Origin of the sequence: Paraburkholderia sp. GAS334 (assembly GCF_050436625.1) — a bacterium.
Taxonomy (GTDB): Bacteria; Pseudomonadota; Gammaproteobacteria; order Burkholderiales; family Burkholderiaceae; genus Paraburkholderia.
Map to the genome: position 1 here is coordinate 76,912 of NZ_JBNDMO010000017.1, position 16,641 is coordinate 93,552.

The 16,641-nt window shown below is 61.5% G+C and carries 12 protein-coding genes and 1 pseudogene; 6 read left to right on the forward strand and 7 right to left on the reverse strand.

The annotated features are described in order from the left end of the window. Window positions 1-275: 275 nt before the first annotated feature. The 7 genes and pseudogenes from P3T21_RS26200 to acnA all read right to left on the reverse strand — a co-directional run bounded on the left by P3T21_RS26200 (window position 276) and on the right by acnA (window position 8,232). Window positions 276-1,133: an oxidoreductase gene (locus P3T21_RS26200; RefSeq protein ID WP_429258875.1), complete on the reverse strand. Its 858-nt coding sequence runs from the start codon at window positions 1,131-1,133 to the stop codon at window positions 276-278. Window positions 1,134-1,196: 63 nt separating this feature from the next. Beyond that, window positions 1,197-1,463: pseudogene (locus P3T21_RS26205) on the reverse strand (transposase domain-containing protein); the annotation flags it as partial. A 103-nt stretch (window positions 1,464-1,566) separates the two neighbouring features. Beyond that, window positions 1,567-2,307 carry a transporter substrate-binding domain-containing protein gene (locus P3T21_RS26210; protein WP_429258876.1) on the reverse strand — a complete coding sequence of 247 codons (741 nt, stop codon included), beginning with the start codon at window positions 2,305-2,307 and terminating at the stop codon, window positions 1,567-1,569. Between the two features lie 14 nt (window positions 2,308-2,321). Then, window positions 2,322-3,326, reverse strand: coding sequence for an ABC transporter substrate-binding protein (locus P3T21_RS26215; protein ID WP_429258877.1), 1,005 nt, complete (start codon window positions 3,324-3,326; stop codon window positions 2,322-2,324). A 36-nt stretch (window positions 3,327-3,362) separates the two neighbouring features. Beyond that, entirely contained in the window at window positions 3,363-4,538 is a 1,176-nt protein-coding gene (gene prpF / locus P3T21_RS26220; RefSeq protein WP_429258878.1) for a 2-methylaconitate cis-trans isomerase PrpF, read from the reverse strand. 3 nt (window positions 4,539-4,541) lie between these two features. Next, window positions 4,542-5,630, reverse strand: coding sequence for a lactonase family protein (locus tag P3T21_RS26225; RefSeq protein ID WP_429258879.1), 1,089 nt, complete (start codon window positions 5,628-5,630; stop codon window positions 4,542-4,544). 1 nt (window position 5,631) lies between these two features. Further along, complete coding sequence (acnA, locus tag P3T21_RS26230; protein WP_429258880.1) at window positions 5,632-8,232, reverse strand: aconitate hydratase AcnA; 2,601 nt, start codon at window positions 8,230-8,232, stop codon at window positions 5,632-5,634. A gap of 145 nt (window positions 8,233-8,377) precedes the next feature. Here acnA and P3T21_RS26235 point away from each other — a divergent pair, with 145 nt between their 5' ends. The 6 genes from P3T21_RS26235 to betA all read left to right on the forward strand — a co-directional run bounded on the left by P3T21_RS26235 (window position 8,378) and on the right by betA (window position 16,494). After that, the gene (locus P3T21_RS26235; protein ID WP_429258881.1) at window positions 8,378-9,382 is read left to right on the forward strand and encodes a GntR family transcriptional regulator; all 1,005 of its coding nucleotides are present in this window, start codon (window positions 8,378-8,380) and stop codon (window positions 9,380-9,382) included. 128 nt (window positions 9,383-9,510) lie between these two features. Further along, window positions 9,511-10,803, forward strand: a complete 1,293-nt coding sequence (locus P3T21_RS26240) for an MFS transporter (RefSeq protein ID WP_429258882.1) — start codon at window positions 9,511-9,513, stop codon at window positions 10,801-10,803. Between the two features lie 315 nt (window positions 10,804-11,118). Then, on the forward strand, window positions 11,119-12,315 hold the full coding sequence (locus P3T21_RS26245) for a pyridoxal phosphate-dependent aminotransferase (protein ID WP_429258883.1): 1,197 nt from the start codon (window positions 11,119-11,121) through the stop codon (window positions 12,313-12,315). Window positions 12,316-12,704: 389 nt separating this feature from the next. Continuing rightward, window positions 12,705-13,292 (forward strand): transcriptional regulator BetI, encoded by a 588-nt coding sequence (gene betI, locus P3T21_RS26250; protein WP_429258884.1) that lies wholly within the window; start codon window positions 12,705-12,707, stop codon window positions 13,290-13,292. Window positions 13,293-13,318: 26 nt separating this feature from the next. Next, window positions 13,319-14,803, forward strand: a complete 1,485-nt coding sequence (gene betB / locus P3T21_RS26255; protein WP_429258885.1) for a betaine-aldehyde dehydrogenase — start codon at window positions 13,319-13,321, stop codon at window positions 14,801-14,803. Beyond that, entirely contained in the window at window positions 14,800-16,494 is a 1,695-nt protein-coding gene (gene betA / locus P3T21_RS26260) for a choline dehydrogenase (RefSeq protein ID WP_429258886.1), read from the forward strand. Before betB ends, betA begins: the two co-directional genes overlap by 4 nt. The last annotated feature ends 147 nt before the right edge of the window (window positions 16,495-16,641 follow it).

Genomic DNA, 16,641 nt, shown 5'->3' on the forward strand with positions numbered 1-16,641 from the left:
GGAATGGCCGATCGGGGAAGCTTGCTCCGATTATGCGCAGACGGTTCAGATGCCAACTGGCTATGACAGACACCCCACGGACTCTGCAAAACTTAACCCGCCACGAGCTGGGCATAACCGGGAACTGTGCCTAATCGCAAAAATCTTAAGCTTCAGATATTCACGAATCCCGGCCGACCCTCGTGAATGCCCAGGACAGGTGTCCGCCAGGATCTACGAGTTCAAGCAGGTCAGTTCTGGGTAGCCGTCAACAGACTGCGAACAGGTGACGATGCCTAGCCGCCGACTTGCCGCACCTCGGCCTCGTCGAACGCCGTCGCCTCACCGATTGCGCGCCAGGCGGCTAGTTCGGCATCGAGCGCCGCACGCTTCTTCTCCCACGCGCTGTAGGCGTCGGCGCCCAGCATCAGCCGCAGTGGCGGGTTCGCGTGGTCGACGACAGCAAGCATCGCCAGTGCGGCTTTCGCCGGATCGCCACGCTGCTGGCCGTCATTGCCATTGAGATGCCGCTCGATCGGGTCGATGACGGGGCGGTAGTCGGCCACACGCTGCTCGGCGCGCATGTTCCTGTCGCCGAGGAAGTCAGTGCGGAAGGCACCAGGTTCGACTATGGTGACCTTGATGCCCAGCGGGGCGACCTCTGTGTGAAGGGCCTCGCTCCAGCCCTCGAGTGCGAACTTGGACGCGCAATACGGCGCGAAGCCGGGGTAGGACACGAGCCCGAGGACGCTCGTGAGCATCAGCACGTGGCCGCTGCGTTGACTGCGCAGCGTGGGCATCAGTTCGCGTGTGAGTTCCGCGGCACCGATGAAGTTGACGGCCAGTTGATCCAGCAGCTGCGCCGTCGAGAACTCCTCAGCGGCGCCCAGTGAGCCGCATCCGGCAATGTTGGCGAGAACGTCGATACGGCCGAAGCGGCCGAGCGCCGCATCCAGTGCCGCACGGCGCTGGTTCGCGTCGGTGACGTCGAGCGATACCGTGAGCGCGCGTTCGGAATTGCGCTGTGCGATCTCTTCGAGCGACTCGCGGCGTCGCGCTGCGAGCGCGACCTTGTCGCCGCGCGCAAGCGCAGCCAGGGCGAGCGCCTTGCCTAATCCGCTCGAGGCCCCTGTGATGAACCAAACCTTGCTCATGTAGTACTCCTGTGGTCGGACGGGCGATTATTGCGTTAGACAGAGGCTCATCGCTCGTTAGCATTAACAGTCGGACGTCATATTCCAGGAAAGAAGCGCGCCATAGCCGTCATCGCTAGTGGCAAGCGGAAGTTTCGTGAACAGCCACACGAGATACTGATACGGATTGATACAGTTGGCCTTGCAGGTTTCAACCGGCGAGTAAAGATTCGCACTGGCGTGAGCACCAGGGAATGTGTCGACGAACAACCAACCCTTGCGACCAACGACGAATGGCCGAATCGCGTTCTCGCAGAGCTTGTTCGAGATCGGCCACGTGCCGTTTCGCACCGTAAGCGATCATTAATCGACGTCTATCAATCAGCGTCCTGAATACCATGATAGGGTTGAAGCTTTTCTGTGCTTCGCCGCGCGACTCGCTGCCGAACAACGTTCAACACGAATGAGGCGGCGCTACCGTAGCACCGTGTATGCCGTGCCGGGTCAATAATGCGTAAACCTGGCCCGAGGCTTTCAGTTCCGCGACAAACTCCCTCAAGCATTGAATCGCTGCATCCCCGCGCACCTTTGCAACGCCCATAGCCTGCTGGATCGTCATAAACGGTTCCTCGACAAGGCGAAGGCCTGGATACCGTCTCGCATCAGACAGCAGTTGTTGCTTTACACCGGCAGCAACCTCAAGCCCCTGCTCAATAAACGCCTCGATTACCGCCGGCGATGTCGGGACGCGAATGATGCTGGCGCGCCTGAGCTCACGACTCAGAAAGAGGTCATACGCGCTGCCGGCACCGACGGCCACGCGGTTGTGCGAGTCGTCCACCTGGCTATTGTCTCTGATCGGCGAGTTCTGCCGGACCAGATAACAGCCCTCGATCAACACATACGGCGGAGTGAACGCGATACCCGCGCCACGGACAGGATCGATTGCAAAGAAGCCGAGATCCGCCGATCCGTTTGTGACCGCGTCCACGGCTTTAGCCGCAGCATCGACCACAAGGAACTCCACACGCACTTCAAGACGCTGAGCCAGCTCTGTCGCGAGATCGACCGATATGCCGGATGGTCTCCCCGTGGACTGATCGGTGTTTGCGAGAATCGGATTACCAAGATTAATGGTCACGCGCAGCTTACCGGTCGGCGCAAGTGCTGTAGCGACCGCTTCGTTGAAGTTCATTGGGGTCGGCTCCTCTACTTGACCTGGTTCACGAACTCGTTCGTGTAGGTCTTCGGCAGGTCGATGTGTTTGCCCTTGATGTTGGGATTGAACTCGCTCATGACCTTCAGGACCGTTTCTGGTCCTCCTGGAGGCATCTTTCCGTCCGGTGAGTACATGGGCAGAGAGGCCTTCAATGCCTGAACATACAGGGCCTTGTTGCCTCCGTAGTAGTCCGCCGGCATCTTCGCGGCAATATCCTCTGCAGGATGGGTCTGAATGAATCGCAATGTCCTGACGAAGGCTCTCGCCAGTTTGCCGGCTTCCGTTTTGTGCGACTGTGCCCAGCTGCGCTGCACGTAGAGACTGGATGCCGGGTAGAGGCCGCCCAGCGCGGCCCGGGTCCCTTCGACGCTGTTCAGGTCAACCAGCACCTTTGCGTCTCCGCTTGCTCGCAATAGCGATGTCGTGGGTTCGGTCGTCCACGCCACGTCGACGCGCTTCTGTTTGAACGCCGCGATCAGGCTGTTTCCAGCGCCGACCGCCAGCGTCGAGTAGTCGCTCGTCTTCAGGCCGTATTGGGAAGCGAGATATTGCCCAAGAAACACGGAAGAGGAACCGAGCCCCGTCGCGCCAAGCGTCTTCCCCTTGATATCGCCCATGTTCCTGATCTCGCTCGCCGCATCGGCGCGAACCATTTCCATGGCGCCGGGCACCAGACCAAACAGAACGATACTTTCTACGTCCTTGCCTTTGGCCTGCAGATCGATCGAATGATCGTAAAAGCCGACTACGGCCTGCGCGGCTCCTGCAAGCAGCTCGTTTTCCGCGTCGACGCCGGCCTGCTGCGACTGGAGTTCGACATCCAGTCCTTCGTCCCTGAAGTAACCGAGGCTTTCGGTCAGCTTGGGCGGAAGATAGATCAATTTGTTGATGCCACCGACAATGATCGTGATTTTTTCATCCGCATGGACGGTGCACGCGTAGAAAGCGCTCGATACGGCAGCGAAAACCGCACAGCGGCGAATGGAAAAGGGCATTGAATGTCTCCTCGTTGTATGGGGTGCAGCAGCTTGTCAGTCGTGATCCGTCGAAGACGGAACCAGCACGTCTCCTTCCATCAGTCGGCGGGCGCTCCGGCTCATGATTGCCTTGCTGACCACCCACGTGCCGTCCCGCTGTTCGGCTTCGGCGCCCACTGCCATCACCCCCGACGGATGGCCGAACCGGATCTGCTCCGCCCGACGGTTGCCAGCAAGCGCATTCACGACGGTGCCGGGGATTGCCGCCGCAACGGCAATGGCCACGGCACCGGTGCCGGTCATCGCGTGATGCAGCTTGCCCATCGACAGGATCCGTGCGTTGATATCCACCATTGCCGGCTCGACGCGCTTGCCACTCGACGCGGTGTAGGCGCGAGGCAATGAAACAAAGGCCAGCTTCGGTGTATGTGGACGCAATCCGGTCACCTCCTGCGGTGACTGCGCAAGGCCCATTCTCACGGCCGCATGCGCACGGATGGCTTCGCATTTCGCAATGAGCGCGGCATCGTCGTTGATATCGCGTTGCATCTCGTTGCCTCGCAAACCGAGATCTTCCGCGTTGATGAAGATGGCGGGGTTGCCTGCATTGATCAGGGTGAGCCGGTAAGTTCCATGGCCGGAAACGGCGACGGCGTCGACGACATTGCCCGTCGGGAACATGCCGCCCGCAACATCCTCACCGCCCTCGCTGCCCCCCGGGTCGAGAAATTCGATGCGGATTTCCGCAGCCGGAAACGTGACGCCGTCGAGTTCGAAGTCGCCTTCCTCCTCGACTTGACCGTTCTTCATGGGCACGTGCGCAATGATCTTCGCGTTGATGTTCGCCTGCCAGATCCTTACTGTCGCGATGCCATCATGCGGCGCATTCACGAGGCCCTGCGAGATCGCGAACGGACCCACCGCGGACGTCAGGTTGCCGCAGTTGCCGGACCAGTCGACCACCGGCTTTTCGATCGATACGGCGCCAAACAGATAGTCCACGTCACAACCGGGGCGGGACGATGGCCCAACAAGCACCACCTTGCTCGTGCTGGAGGTCGCCCCGCCCATCCCGTCCGTATGCTTCTCATAGGGATCGGGACTGCCGATGACGCGCAGCAGGATCCTGTCCCGCTGCGCCGGGTCCACCGGCAGGCTGTCGGCCCTGAAAAACATCCCCTTGCTGGTGCCGCCGCGCATGTAGACGGCTGGAATCCTGTACTGAGCCACGTGTCACTCCTGAATGGATTTGAATACGATGCAGACGGGACTGCCGGTATGGACAGTCCGTCCCGTTGGCGAGGGCATGCCGCTCGCCTTGTCGAGCGTGTACTGGACAATGGCGTCCGATCGCTCATTGGCGACATAGAGATGGCTTCCCGAAGGGTCCAGACAGATGAATCTCGGGAAATTCCCCTGCGTGTCGGTCCATCGAGGCCGGCCGGGAATTCCGCTCCTGCCGTCGAGCGGCAACGTAGCAACCGAATCGTGACCGCGGTTGGAGACGTAGAGGGATCGTCCTGCCGGATCGATCGCGATGCCCGCCGCGCTGGTATCGCCGTGGACATCGCACGGAATCACCGAAACGGTATGCAGCGGTTCCAGCGCGCCTGTGAAGACATCGAAACCCCACACCGTGACGGTCGAATCCAGTTCGTTTGCCACATACACCAGCGGCAACATCGGATGAAACGCTGCGTGTCGCGGCCCGGCGCCCGCCCTGCACCGATGTCCGACAATGCGCGGCTCGCCTTTCTCAGTCCATTGAATGGCGAACACGGTGTCCAGCCCCTTGTCCGGGACGATGTGCCAGTTGGAGTTGTAGCGGATCGTCGCGTAGCGCGATGCCTGATGGGGATGCGATTCCGTTTGCTCGGTCCGGTGCGGGCCCGGCGCGCCGGGCAGCGGGACCCGCGACGACACCGGTCCGAGCTCGCCTTCTGTGCCGATCGTCAACCGGGCGATGGTGCCGGTGGCATAGTTTGCAACCACGAGCGAGGAGCCGTCGCACGACAACGCGAGATGCACGGGATTTCTGCCCTCGCATGCCTGCCGGTTCAACAGGCTGAGACGCCCGGTCGAATCGTCGACGCGATAGCTGCTGACCTCGCTGCCATCCCCGTGAATCGCATAGAGCACGTCCTGTCTCGCGTTCAACGTCAGAAAGGACGGGTTGTCGAGTGTCGCGCAGATGTCGATCAGATCCCAGCGCTGGGTAACCGGATCGACGGCATAAACGCTGATGCCCAGCCCGCGGGCATTTCGTTCGCGCGTCGTTCGACAGCCCACGTACGCATGGATCGGTATCATCGCTTGCGTCACTTCATGCCACCTTCATGAATTCACCCGCGATGCGCGGCAGCAAACCACCGGCCTCGAAGATCTGCACCTCTTCAAGGGTGTCGACCCGGCACTTGACGGGTGTGCTCAGCGTTTCGCCGTTGCGGCGGCTGATGCGCAGCGTCAAGCGTTCGCCCGGCTGAATCGCATTGCCGACGCCTTCGATTGTGTAAGTCTCCGATCCGTCGAGCGACAGCGTATTTCGCGTCACGCCGTCAGTGAATTCGAGCGGCAGCACGCCCATCCCTACCAGGTTCGAGCGATGGATGCGTTCGAAGTTTTCGCAGACGACCGCGCGCACGCCGACAAGACGCACTCCCTTCGCGGCCCAGTCGCGCGACGATCCTGCGCCGTAGTTCTTGCCCGCTACCACAATCAGTTCCTGTCCACGGGCAAGGTACCGCTCAGCCGCGTCGAACAATCGCGTCACCGTGCCTTCAGGCTCGAGCCGCGTATAGGACCCTTCTCGCCCGCCTGCCATTTCGTTCCTGAGCCGGTTATTCGCAAACGTCGCGCGGATCGCGACGAGATGGTCACCCCGGCGCGTACCGTAGGAATTGAACTCGGCTGGCCGAACGCCATGTGCGATCAGATACTCGCCCGCTGCACTGTCCGCAAGAATGGCGCCGGAGGGCGACAGGTCATCGGTGGTCACGTTGTCACCGAGCACTGCCAACGCGCGCATGTCCCGGAAGCGGGCTGGAGTCGTCAGCTCCCGTTTCCAGTATGGCGGACGGCGAATGTAGTCGCTGTCTTCCCGCCACGGAAAGCGGGGCGGCACGGATGATTGCCTGGCATCGGCGTCACGCGCGGCAAACATCTGTGTGTAGATCCGCAGGTACTGCCCGCCGTGAATATTTTCTTTCAGAACCGAATCGATCTCCTCGTCCGAGGGCCATACGTCCGCGAGGTACACGGGTGCACCGTTGCGGTCCGCGCCAAGCGCATCGGCTTCGATGTCGATGTTGATCGTGCCGGCAATGGCATACGCGACGACCAGCGGTGGCGACGCGAGAAACGCTTCCCTCACACGCGGGTGAATGCGACCGTTGAAGTTGCGGTTCCCCGATAGCACCGCGACCGTATGGACGTCGCGCGACACAATGTCGTCTTCGATGGCTTGCGGCAGCGGTCCCGACATGCCGTTGCAGGACGTACAGCCGAAGCCGATGATGCCGAAGCCGAGTGCTTCGAGCGGAGCCAGTAGCTGCGCTGAGCGCAAATAGCTTTCGACGGGCCGGGAACCCGGCGCAAGCGACGTCTTGACCCACAGTTGACGCTTCAGGCCCCGTTCGATCGCGTTGCGTGCAAGCAATCCGGCGGCAATCATGTTGCGCGGATTCGACGTATTGGTGCAGCTCGTGATGGCCGCTATAACGACTGCGCCATCGGTCAGCGGCACCGACAAAGCGTCGTGCTCCATGGTTGACGGCACCGCTTTGCGCTTCGCGATGCCGGACGAAACGAGCGCTGACAAGGGCACGCGGTCATGCGGATTGGCCGGGCCGGCCAGTGCCCGCCTCACAGTCGAGAGATCGAACGACAGCGTGCGGTCATATTCCGCATGCGCAAACCCGTCCGCCCATAGGCCCTGAGCTTTCGCGTACGTTTCGACCAGCGTGATCTGCTCTTCGCTACGCCCGGTCAGGCGCAGGAATTCGAGCGTGCGATCGTCGATGGCAAAGAGTGCCGCCGTCGCGCCGAATTCAGGCGCCATGTTTGAGATGGTCGCCCGGTCCGCCAATGGAAGTCCGCGGGCACCATCGCCAAAAAATTCAATGATCGTGCCGACAACCTTCTGCTTTCGGAGAAACTCGGTGATCGCGAGAACAAGATCGGTGGCCATTACACCAGGCTGACGGGCGCCCGTCAGCTGCACACCGACGATTTCCGGCAGCCGCATCCAGATCGGCCGGCCCAGCATCACGGACTCCGCCTCAATGCCACCAACGCCCCAACCGAGGACACCGAGCGCGTTGATCATTGTCGTGTGACTGTCGGTCCCGACAAGCGTATCCGGGAACGCGACTCCATCAACGACCTGCACCACCGGCGACAGGTACTCGATGTTGACCTGATGAAGAATGCCGTTACCTGGCATCAGCACATCGAGATTCGAGAACGCCTGCTTGCACCATGCGAGGAACTCGAAACGCTCGGCGTTCTTGCGCTGCTCGATCTCCATGTTGCGGATCATTGCATCCGGCGCTGTACCGGCAACCTCGACGTTCAACGAGTGGTCAACCACGAGATGCGTCGGCACGACCGGGTTGACCGTGGCCGGGTCGCCGCCCGCCTCGGCGACAGCATCGCGCATCCCTGCGAGATCGACTAGCGCCGGAGTGCCGAGCAGATCCTGCAACACAACGCGCGCCGGGTAGTACGGGAAATCGACGTCGTGCCGGCGCGCGCCGAGCGCCTGCAGATAGCCGCTGACATCCGCCGCGCTCTGCCGGCGCACGATGTTTTCGGCGAGAACGCGCGCGCAATACGGCATGCGTGCGAATTGCGCAGCATCGACAGGTTGCATCGCATCAGCGACGCTGACGAATTCGACAGTCTGGATGGGAAGGGTGCGGGACATCAGGGTTTTCTCCAAGGCGGCGCAAGGCTGCTTGCGTTTCGATGCACTGCATTCTATGATCATAAAACGCAATAAGCAAACGATCCGCCGCTCAGTGCTTACCCTGACGCGGTGCGAACCCGGCAGTCACTGGAAGGAGCGGGAAATGGCAAAATCGTGGATCGACCTTTCAGATGTATCGCCTTACCGGGCGGTCGTGAACGGTCGCACCCTGCCCGCGACAAACATGCACTCCTCTGAAGACACCTCCGTTGCACTTACACCGTTGCAAACCCGCGTGATCCGCGAAATCCTTGCGCTCGCCCGGCGCGAAGATCTCGCCGAGGGAGATCGGCTCGCGGAGTCCGTCCTGGCGGAAAAGATCGGCACTTCGCGTACGCCGGTCAATGTGGCCCTTCACCATCTGGTCGGTCTGGGCGTGGTTTATTACGACGCCAATCGCGGCTTTTTCATGGCCAAAGCTGCGCGGGACGCCACTGACGTGGCAGCACATTTCTTTAACGAGCCTGACGAGCCGCTGTACCTGAAGATCGCCGACGACAGGCTTGCTCACCGCTTGCCCGACGTCATTACTGAAGCCGATCTGATGCGCCAGTACGAGGTTTCGCGCAGTGTGTTGCGGCGGGTGCTCTCGCGCATGCAGGAGGAAGGCTGGCTGGAGCGACAGGTGGGACACGGCTGGCAGTTCATGCCAATGATCGATTCGGTGGAAGCGTACGAGGAGAGTTATCTGTTTCGTGCCGCGATCGAGCCGACTGGAGTCATGTCGCCGACCTTCAGCGCCGATCGCGGCGAGCTAGAGGAATTGCGGCGCCGGCAGCGCTTCATCGTGGAGAGCGGCTATCTGTCGATGAACTCGATTGAGCTGTTCGAGGCCAACAGTGAATTCCACGAGACGATCGCCAGGTGGTCCGGCAATCGCTTCATCGCGCAGTCGGTGCGGCGCATGGATCGGTTGCGGCGGCTGGTCGAATACCGGCAGGCAAAGGCGCGTAAGCCCCGTCAGGAACAAGCTCTCGAGCATCTCGCAATTCTCGACGCGATCGCCCAGCACGACCGGCTGCGCGCAGCGGCACTCCTGCGCGATCACATCGAGGGCGCACGGCGAGCCAAGGTTCACGCGCAGGAGGTGTTCACGCCACAAGCATGACGCGGCATGAAGTTGCGGCCCACCGGTCGCATTTTTTTAACCCATATTGCGTTTTGTAGTCATATAACGCCATTCGAGCACCAAGCGTAGCGTTGCACCGAAGGTGCCTGGAACATACGGAGACAACCATGTCGTATCGCCGAGGCTGGATAGCCTTCTTTCTATTTTCTCTTTCGATGATCAACTACATGGACCGCATCGCGCTGTCGATCGCGGCCAGGCCAATTGCGAGCGAATTCAAGCTGACTTCAGTGGGCATGGGCTACCTGTTCTCATCGTTTATCTGGAGCTACGCGCTTTTCCTGATTCCAATGGGCATTCTGATCGACCGCTTCGGCACAAGGCGCATGGCAGGCGTTGGCATCTTCGTATGGTCGGCGGCGACCGCGTTGACCGGAGCCGCTACCAGCTTCGTCGGCCTGATGGCGGCTCGTCTCGTGATGGGCGCGGGCGAGTCAACGAGCAATCCCGTGGGTGCGAAGGTCATCAGGCAGTGGATTCCGGCCAACGAGCGCGGCATGGTGACCTCGATGTTCAACAGCGGGTCCTATGCCGGACCGGCGATCTGTTCGGTTGTGCTCGGCTCGCTGATCGCGCTTTTCGGCTGGCGCGTGTCGTTTGTGGTCGCAGGCGCGATCGGGTTCATCTGGCTCGCGGCATGGCTCGTCTTCTTCGACGCGCCCGAAAAAGTGCGGTGGTTGAAAACGGAGGAGCGGGACAAGATCGTTCACGAACGCGAATCCATGGCAGCGTCCAGCAACGTCGCAGCAGCCGGATCGACGGGCCTGCTTTCGCTAATGCGCACGCCCACCCTCTGGGGGCTTGCCATTACGCAAGGCTGCAATGTATACACGCAGTATCTGTTCCTCACGTGGCTGCCGAGCTATCTTCAGGCGAGCCGGCATCTGAGCATTACGCATACGGGACTTTTCTCCGCTGTCCCCTACGCTGCAGCAGTCGTACTGTGCATTCTGGTTGGCCGTCTCAGTGACCACTATCTCCAGAAAAGCGGCGTCGGCACGGGGCGCCGTCGCAATGCGGTCGCGCTCGCGATGGTCACTGGATCGGCGATCCTCGCGGTGCCTTTCACTACGAACCTTGCCGTGTTGCTCGTGGTTTTCTCGGTCACCCTGACGGGTATCGCATCGACCACGTCGCTCAATTTCGCGTTGTTGAACGACCTGCTTCCGAACTCGCGCGATGTCGCCAAGGCGATGGCGTTGGTCGTGGTCGGCGGAAATGTGTTCGGGATGGTCGCGCCCATCGCTACGGGATATGTCATTGACGCGACAGGCAGCTACGATTGGGCCTTTGGCATCGCTGGCGTCCTTCTGCTCGTCGGCGCAACAGTCGTTCTCACCATGACGCGCTCGCCCATGATCATCAACCGTGAGGCTTCGAGTGCGCAGGTCGCCGTGTAACTTGATAGTGCGGCAGCGTCAATGGCGACGGGTTCGAGACCGGCGCTGCAAGCGATCTGCTATCCGCTTCGTTTTAGTGTCCGCGCCGGCGCACAGATCCGGTTACGAAAAAAGTCGATGTTGGCTCAGCGGAATGGCCCCCGCCAGACGGATATTCTGGCTTTTTGGCTTCACTTGCACGACCTCAGCGCCTCGCTCGGAGAACCGCCCCGGAACACCAGTCCGCGCGAGCCATTCAGCCGCTATTGCATGCGAGCGACGGCGATTTTCAAACAGAACTTATGTGGCGCACCGCGTCAGGAGTAGCTGTCAGATATGGAAATGGACAACAGAAAGTTTCGATCATCAGACCTGTTCGCTCGATCGACGGTACGAGAACTTCCCGGCTCTCTGATTCGAGAGTTAGCCAACAGTGCGATCGGGAGTAGTGAAATCCTGCCCTTCTGGTTTGGTGAGTCTGATCAATCAACGCCAATGTTCATACGAGAGGCAGCGGCGCAATCCATCATGCGCGGCGAAACTTTCTATTCCCAGAACCTGGGCCGTCCCTATCTTCGGGAGGCGATCGCTTCTTACCTGACGCAGCTGCACCAGAAGCCATTTTCCGCCGACCAGATCGCAGTTGCCGGTTCCGGGGTGTCGGCATTGATGCTCGCGGCCCAACTGTTGCTTGAACCCGGCGATCGCGTAGTTGCTGTCACTCCGCTTTGGCCGAATGTCGTGGAGATCCCCCGCATTCTTGGCGCGACCATTGCCAGAGTTGGCCTGACCGTCCGAGGCGGGCGCTGGGCGCTGGACATTGACCGTTTGATCCAGGAATTGACACCTGAGACGCGATTGCTGGTACTTAACTCGCCAAACAATCCGACAGGATGGACGATCGGTCAAGAGAGCATCCTCGCGATCCTGGCCCACTGCCGGCGCCACGGAATCTGGATCCTCGTCGACGAGGTCTACGAGCGACTGATTCATGACCAGGCAGTCTCCTCAGCGCCGTCCTTCCTTCCGCACTACGAGGCGGGTGATCGATTGATCAGCGTGAATAGTTTTTCCAAGGCGTGGTCGATGACCGGCTGGAGAGTGGGCTGGATTTGTGCGCCGGAACCGCTAATGCAAGATCTGGCCAAGTTGATCGAATACAACACATCATGCGTTGCAGAGCCAACACAACGGGGCGCGCTGGCAGCACTCGAGCATGGTGAGCCGGCGGTCAGCCTTTTGCGCTCGCATCTTCGCGATACGCGCAAGTTCATCGTCGATCATTTGGAAAGTCTCCCTGGTGTGGAGGTCCCTGCCGCTGACGGAGCAATGTACGTGTTCTTCCAGATCAACGGGTATGACGACAGTATGGATACAGCGCGTCAACTTCTCCGGACGGTCGGTCTCGGGCTTGCTCCGGGGTCGGCATTCGGACCGGAAGGGAACGGATGGTTACGTTGGTGTCACGCAGTGTCCCAAGAGCGCTTGAACGACGGTGTGCAAAGACTCAAGCAGTTCTTGAGCGGCTCTTGACCGGACACATGAAAGAGACTGGCCGTAAGGTTTGTCCGCCGGCCAGCCTTTCGAAATGGCCCTGTGAAGCTTTTGTATAACTTGATACCGGGCATCCTGTCCTAGCCGTCAATTCGCTTGTGCCGCCAGGATTCCAAGCCAGAGATTGGCGGTTCCGCACGAAAGCGATTATTCATATCCGAGAAATGACGTGGCGCAGTCCCCCACCTGCAACTAGAGGACGTCAAAAGAGAGAACGCTATTGCGATGACCTTCGCTCGCGATCTCGACGTGCGTAAATTTCCCTTTCTTGAGACGACCCCACGCAGTCCGGTTTTTATTGATTGACCATTCAATATAAAAAACATAACATCGTCTGGCGAATCCGCACGACCCTGCCTCGTCACACCATGCCCAAACTTGGAATGCGCGAAATCCGTCGCGCGCAGCTCATCGACGCGACCTTGCTGACGATCGACCAAACCGGCCTCGCCGGCGCGACGCTCGCCTCGGTCGCGCAGCGCGCGGGCATTTCCACCGGCATCGTCAGCCACTATTTCGGCGACAAGGACGGTCTGCTCGAAGCCACCATGCGTCATGTGTTGCGCGATCTGTGGCAAGCCACCGCGCGCCGTCGCCGGGCGGCGAAAGCCGATCCGCGTTCGAAGCTGCGCGCAGTGGTCGCGGCGAATTTCGACTCTGGGCAGACCAGCGGCCCGGTGATGAAAACCTGGCTCGCGTTCTGGTCCGAAAGCATGCACAAGCCGCAACTGCGGCGGCTGCAATACGTGAACACGCGCCGTCTGAACTCGAATCTGTGCGCGGATTTCTCCAAGGCGCTGCCGCGCGCCGCTGCGCGCCGTGCGGCGAGCGGCCTTGCCGCGCTCATCGACGGACTGTGGCTACGCGGCGCATTGTCGGGCGAACCGTTCGACACCAAAGCAGCGCTGCGCGTGGCCAACGACTACATCGACCGGGTCCTCGCAGTGCGCATCTAGATTTTTCTCATTGAAGGGAGTACGCCATGCCGGCATTCGCAACACAACGTCTCTATATAGGCGGCGCCTACGTCGACGCGACAGGCGGCGAAACCTTCGACACGCTCGACCCCGCCACCGGCGAAACGCTTGCCACAGTGCAACAGGCGTCGGCGGCCGACGTCGATCGCGCAGTACAGTCGGCGCGTGAAGGTCAGCGGGAGTGGGCGGCATTGACGGCGATGCAGCGCTCGCGCATCTTGCGCCGCGCCGTCGAGCTGCTGCGCGAGCGCAACGACGAACTCGCCGCGCTCGAAACCCGCGATACGGGCAAGCCGATCGCCGAGACGCTGGCGGTGGATATCGTCACCGGCGCGGACGTGATCGAGTATTACGCCGGGCTCGCGACGGCGATCGAAGGCCAGCAGATTCCGCTGCGGCCGTCGTCGTTCGTTTATACGCGGCGCGAACCGCTCGGTGTATGCGCGGGCATCGGCGCATGGAATTACCCGATCCAGATCGCGTGCTGGAAGTCGGCGCCCGCGCTCGCGGCCGGCAACGCGATGATCTTCAAGCCGAGCGAAATCACGCCGCTGTCTGCGCTGAAACTCGCGGAAATTTACACCGAAGCTGGCGTACCGGCGGGCGTGTTCAACGTCGTGCAGGGCGACGGACGCGTCGGCGCGCTGCTCGCCGCGCATCCCGACATCGAGAAGATCTCGTTCACCGGTGGCGTCGAAACGGGCAAGAAGGTGATGTCGGCGGCGGGCGCGTCGTCGTTGAAAGAAGTGACGATGGAACTGGGCGGCAAGTCGCCGTTGCTGGTGTTCGACGACGCCAGTCTCGAACGCGCCGCCGACATCGCGATGAGCGCCAACTTCTTCAGCTCGGGCCAGGTGTGCACCCATGGCACGCGCGTGTTCGTTCAACGCAGCGTCTATCAACGATTCGAAGCGCTTCTGCTGGAGCGCGTGAAGCGCATTCGCGTCGGCTCGCCGGGCGCGCCTGAAACGAACTTCGGCCCGCTGGTCAGCGCCGCGCAATTGCAAAAGGTACTGGGCTATATCGACAGCGGCGTTCAGGAAGGCGCCCGTTTGCTCGCGGGCGGCAAACGCATCACGAACGGCCATTTCGGCAACGGCCAATACGTCGAGCCCACGGTTTTCACTGACTGCCGCGACGACATGCGCATCGTGCGCGAAGAAATTTTCGGCCCGGTGATGAGCATTCTCGTGTTCGACGACGAAGACGAAGCGATCTCGCGCGCAAACCATACCGCTTACGGACTCGCCGCCGGGGTCGTGACCGAAAACCTGGCGCGCGCCCATCGCGTGATTCATCGGCTCGAAGCGGGCATTTGCTGGATCAACACGTGGGGCGAGTCGCCCGCGGAAATGCCGGTGGGCGGCTACAAGCAATCGGGCGTCGGCCGCGAGAACGGCATCACCACGCTCCAGCACTACACGCGCATCAAGTCCGTGCAGGTGGAACTCGGCCCGTACCAACCCGTTTTCCAGGAGCAACGGCGATGACCTTCAAAGAATACGACTACATCATCGTCGGCGCGGGTTCGGCGGGCAACGTGCTCGCGTCGCGCCTGACCGAAGACGTGGACGTGACCGTGCTGCTGCTCGAAGCAGGCGGCCCCGACTACCGCTTCGACTTCCGTACGCAGATGCCCGCAGCGCTCGCCTGGCCGCTGCAAGGGCGACGCTACAACTGGGCCTACGAGACCGACCCCGAGCCGCATATGAACAATCGCCGGATGGAATGCGGACGCGGCAAGGGGCTCGGCGGTTCGTCGCTGATCAACGGCATGTGCTACATCCGCGGCAATGCGCTCGATTACGACGGCTGGGCCACGCGCCAGGGCCTGGAAAACTGGACCTATCTGGACTGTCTGCCCTACTTCCGCAAGGCCGAAACGCGCGACGTCGGCGCGAACGCGTATCACGGCGGCGACGGCCCCGTGCACGTGACCACCAGCAAGCCCGGCAACAACCCGCTGTTCGCCGCGATGGTCGATGCAGGCGTGCAGGCGGGCTTTCCGCGCACCGACGACCTGAACGGTTATCAGCAGGAAGGCTTCGGCCCGATGGATCGCACGGTCACCGCGAACGGGCGGCGCGCGAGCACCGCGCGTGGCTATCTGGATCGTGCGAAGGCGCGTCCGAATCTGACCATCGTCACGCATGCGCTGAGCGACCGCGTGCTGTTCTCGGGCAAGCGTGCGGTTGGCGTTGCCTATCTTCATCAGGGCGCGCAAGTCACCGCGCAGGCGCGCCGTGAAGTGCTGGTGTGCAGCGGCGCGATTGCTTCGCCGCAACTGCTGCAACGCTCGGGCGTGGGCTGCTCGACGTGGCTGCGCGAACTGGGTATACCGGTGGTGCACGATCTGCCCGGTGTCGGCGAAAACCTGCAAGACCATCTGGAGATGTATATCCAGTACGCGTGCAAGGAGCCGGTGTCGCTGTACCCCGCCTTGCAGTGGCGGAATCAGCCGGCGATCGGACTCGAGTGGATGACGAAAGGCACCGGTATCGGCGCGAGCAATCAGTTCGAGGCGGGCGGCTTCATCCGCACGCGCGATGACGATCTGTGGCCCAACATTCAATACCATTTTCTGCCGGTCGCGATCAATTACAACGGCTCGAACGCAATCAGGATGCACGGCTTCCAGGCGCACGTCGGCTCGATGCGCTCACCGAGCCGCGGTCGCGTGAAACTGAAATCGCGCGACCCGACCGCGCATCCGGGCATCCTGTTCAACTACATGGCCGACCCGCTCGACTGGCGCGAATTCCGCGACGGCATCCGCATCACGCGCGAGATCATGCGCCAGCCCGCGCTCGACCGTTATCGCGGCCGCGAACTGAATCCGGGCGCGGAGCTGACAACCGACGAGCAACTCGACGCGTTCATCCGCATGCGCGCGGAGACCGCGTTTCATCCGTCGTGTTCATGCAAGATGGGCTATGACGAGATGGCTGTGGTCGACAACGAAGGTCGCGTGCATGGCATGGAGGGCCTGCGCGTCGTCGATGCGTCGATCATGCCGCAGATCACCACTGGCAATCTGAACGCGCCCACCATCATGCTGGCGGAGAAGATCGCGGACCGGATCCGTGGACGGGAAGCGTTGGCGCGGGTCGAGACGCCTTACTTCGTTGCGGGCGGGATGCCGTCGAGGAAGCGGAAAGTTGCGGCGGCTCAAGTCTCGTAGCGCGCGTTTGCAACCGGCGAGCGACGCGATGCAGGTCGGCTTGCGTCCCCAGCGCTCGACCCGCCATGCCGCACACAGGAACCGGGCATGCCGCCGGGAGAAATCAGCACCGTGTGCAGCACCGGCTTCGTCACCGCATAGCCGGCC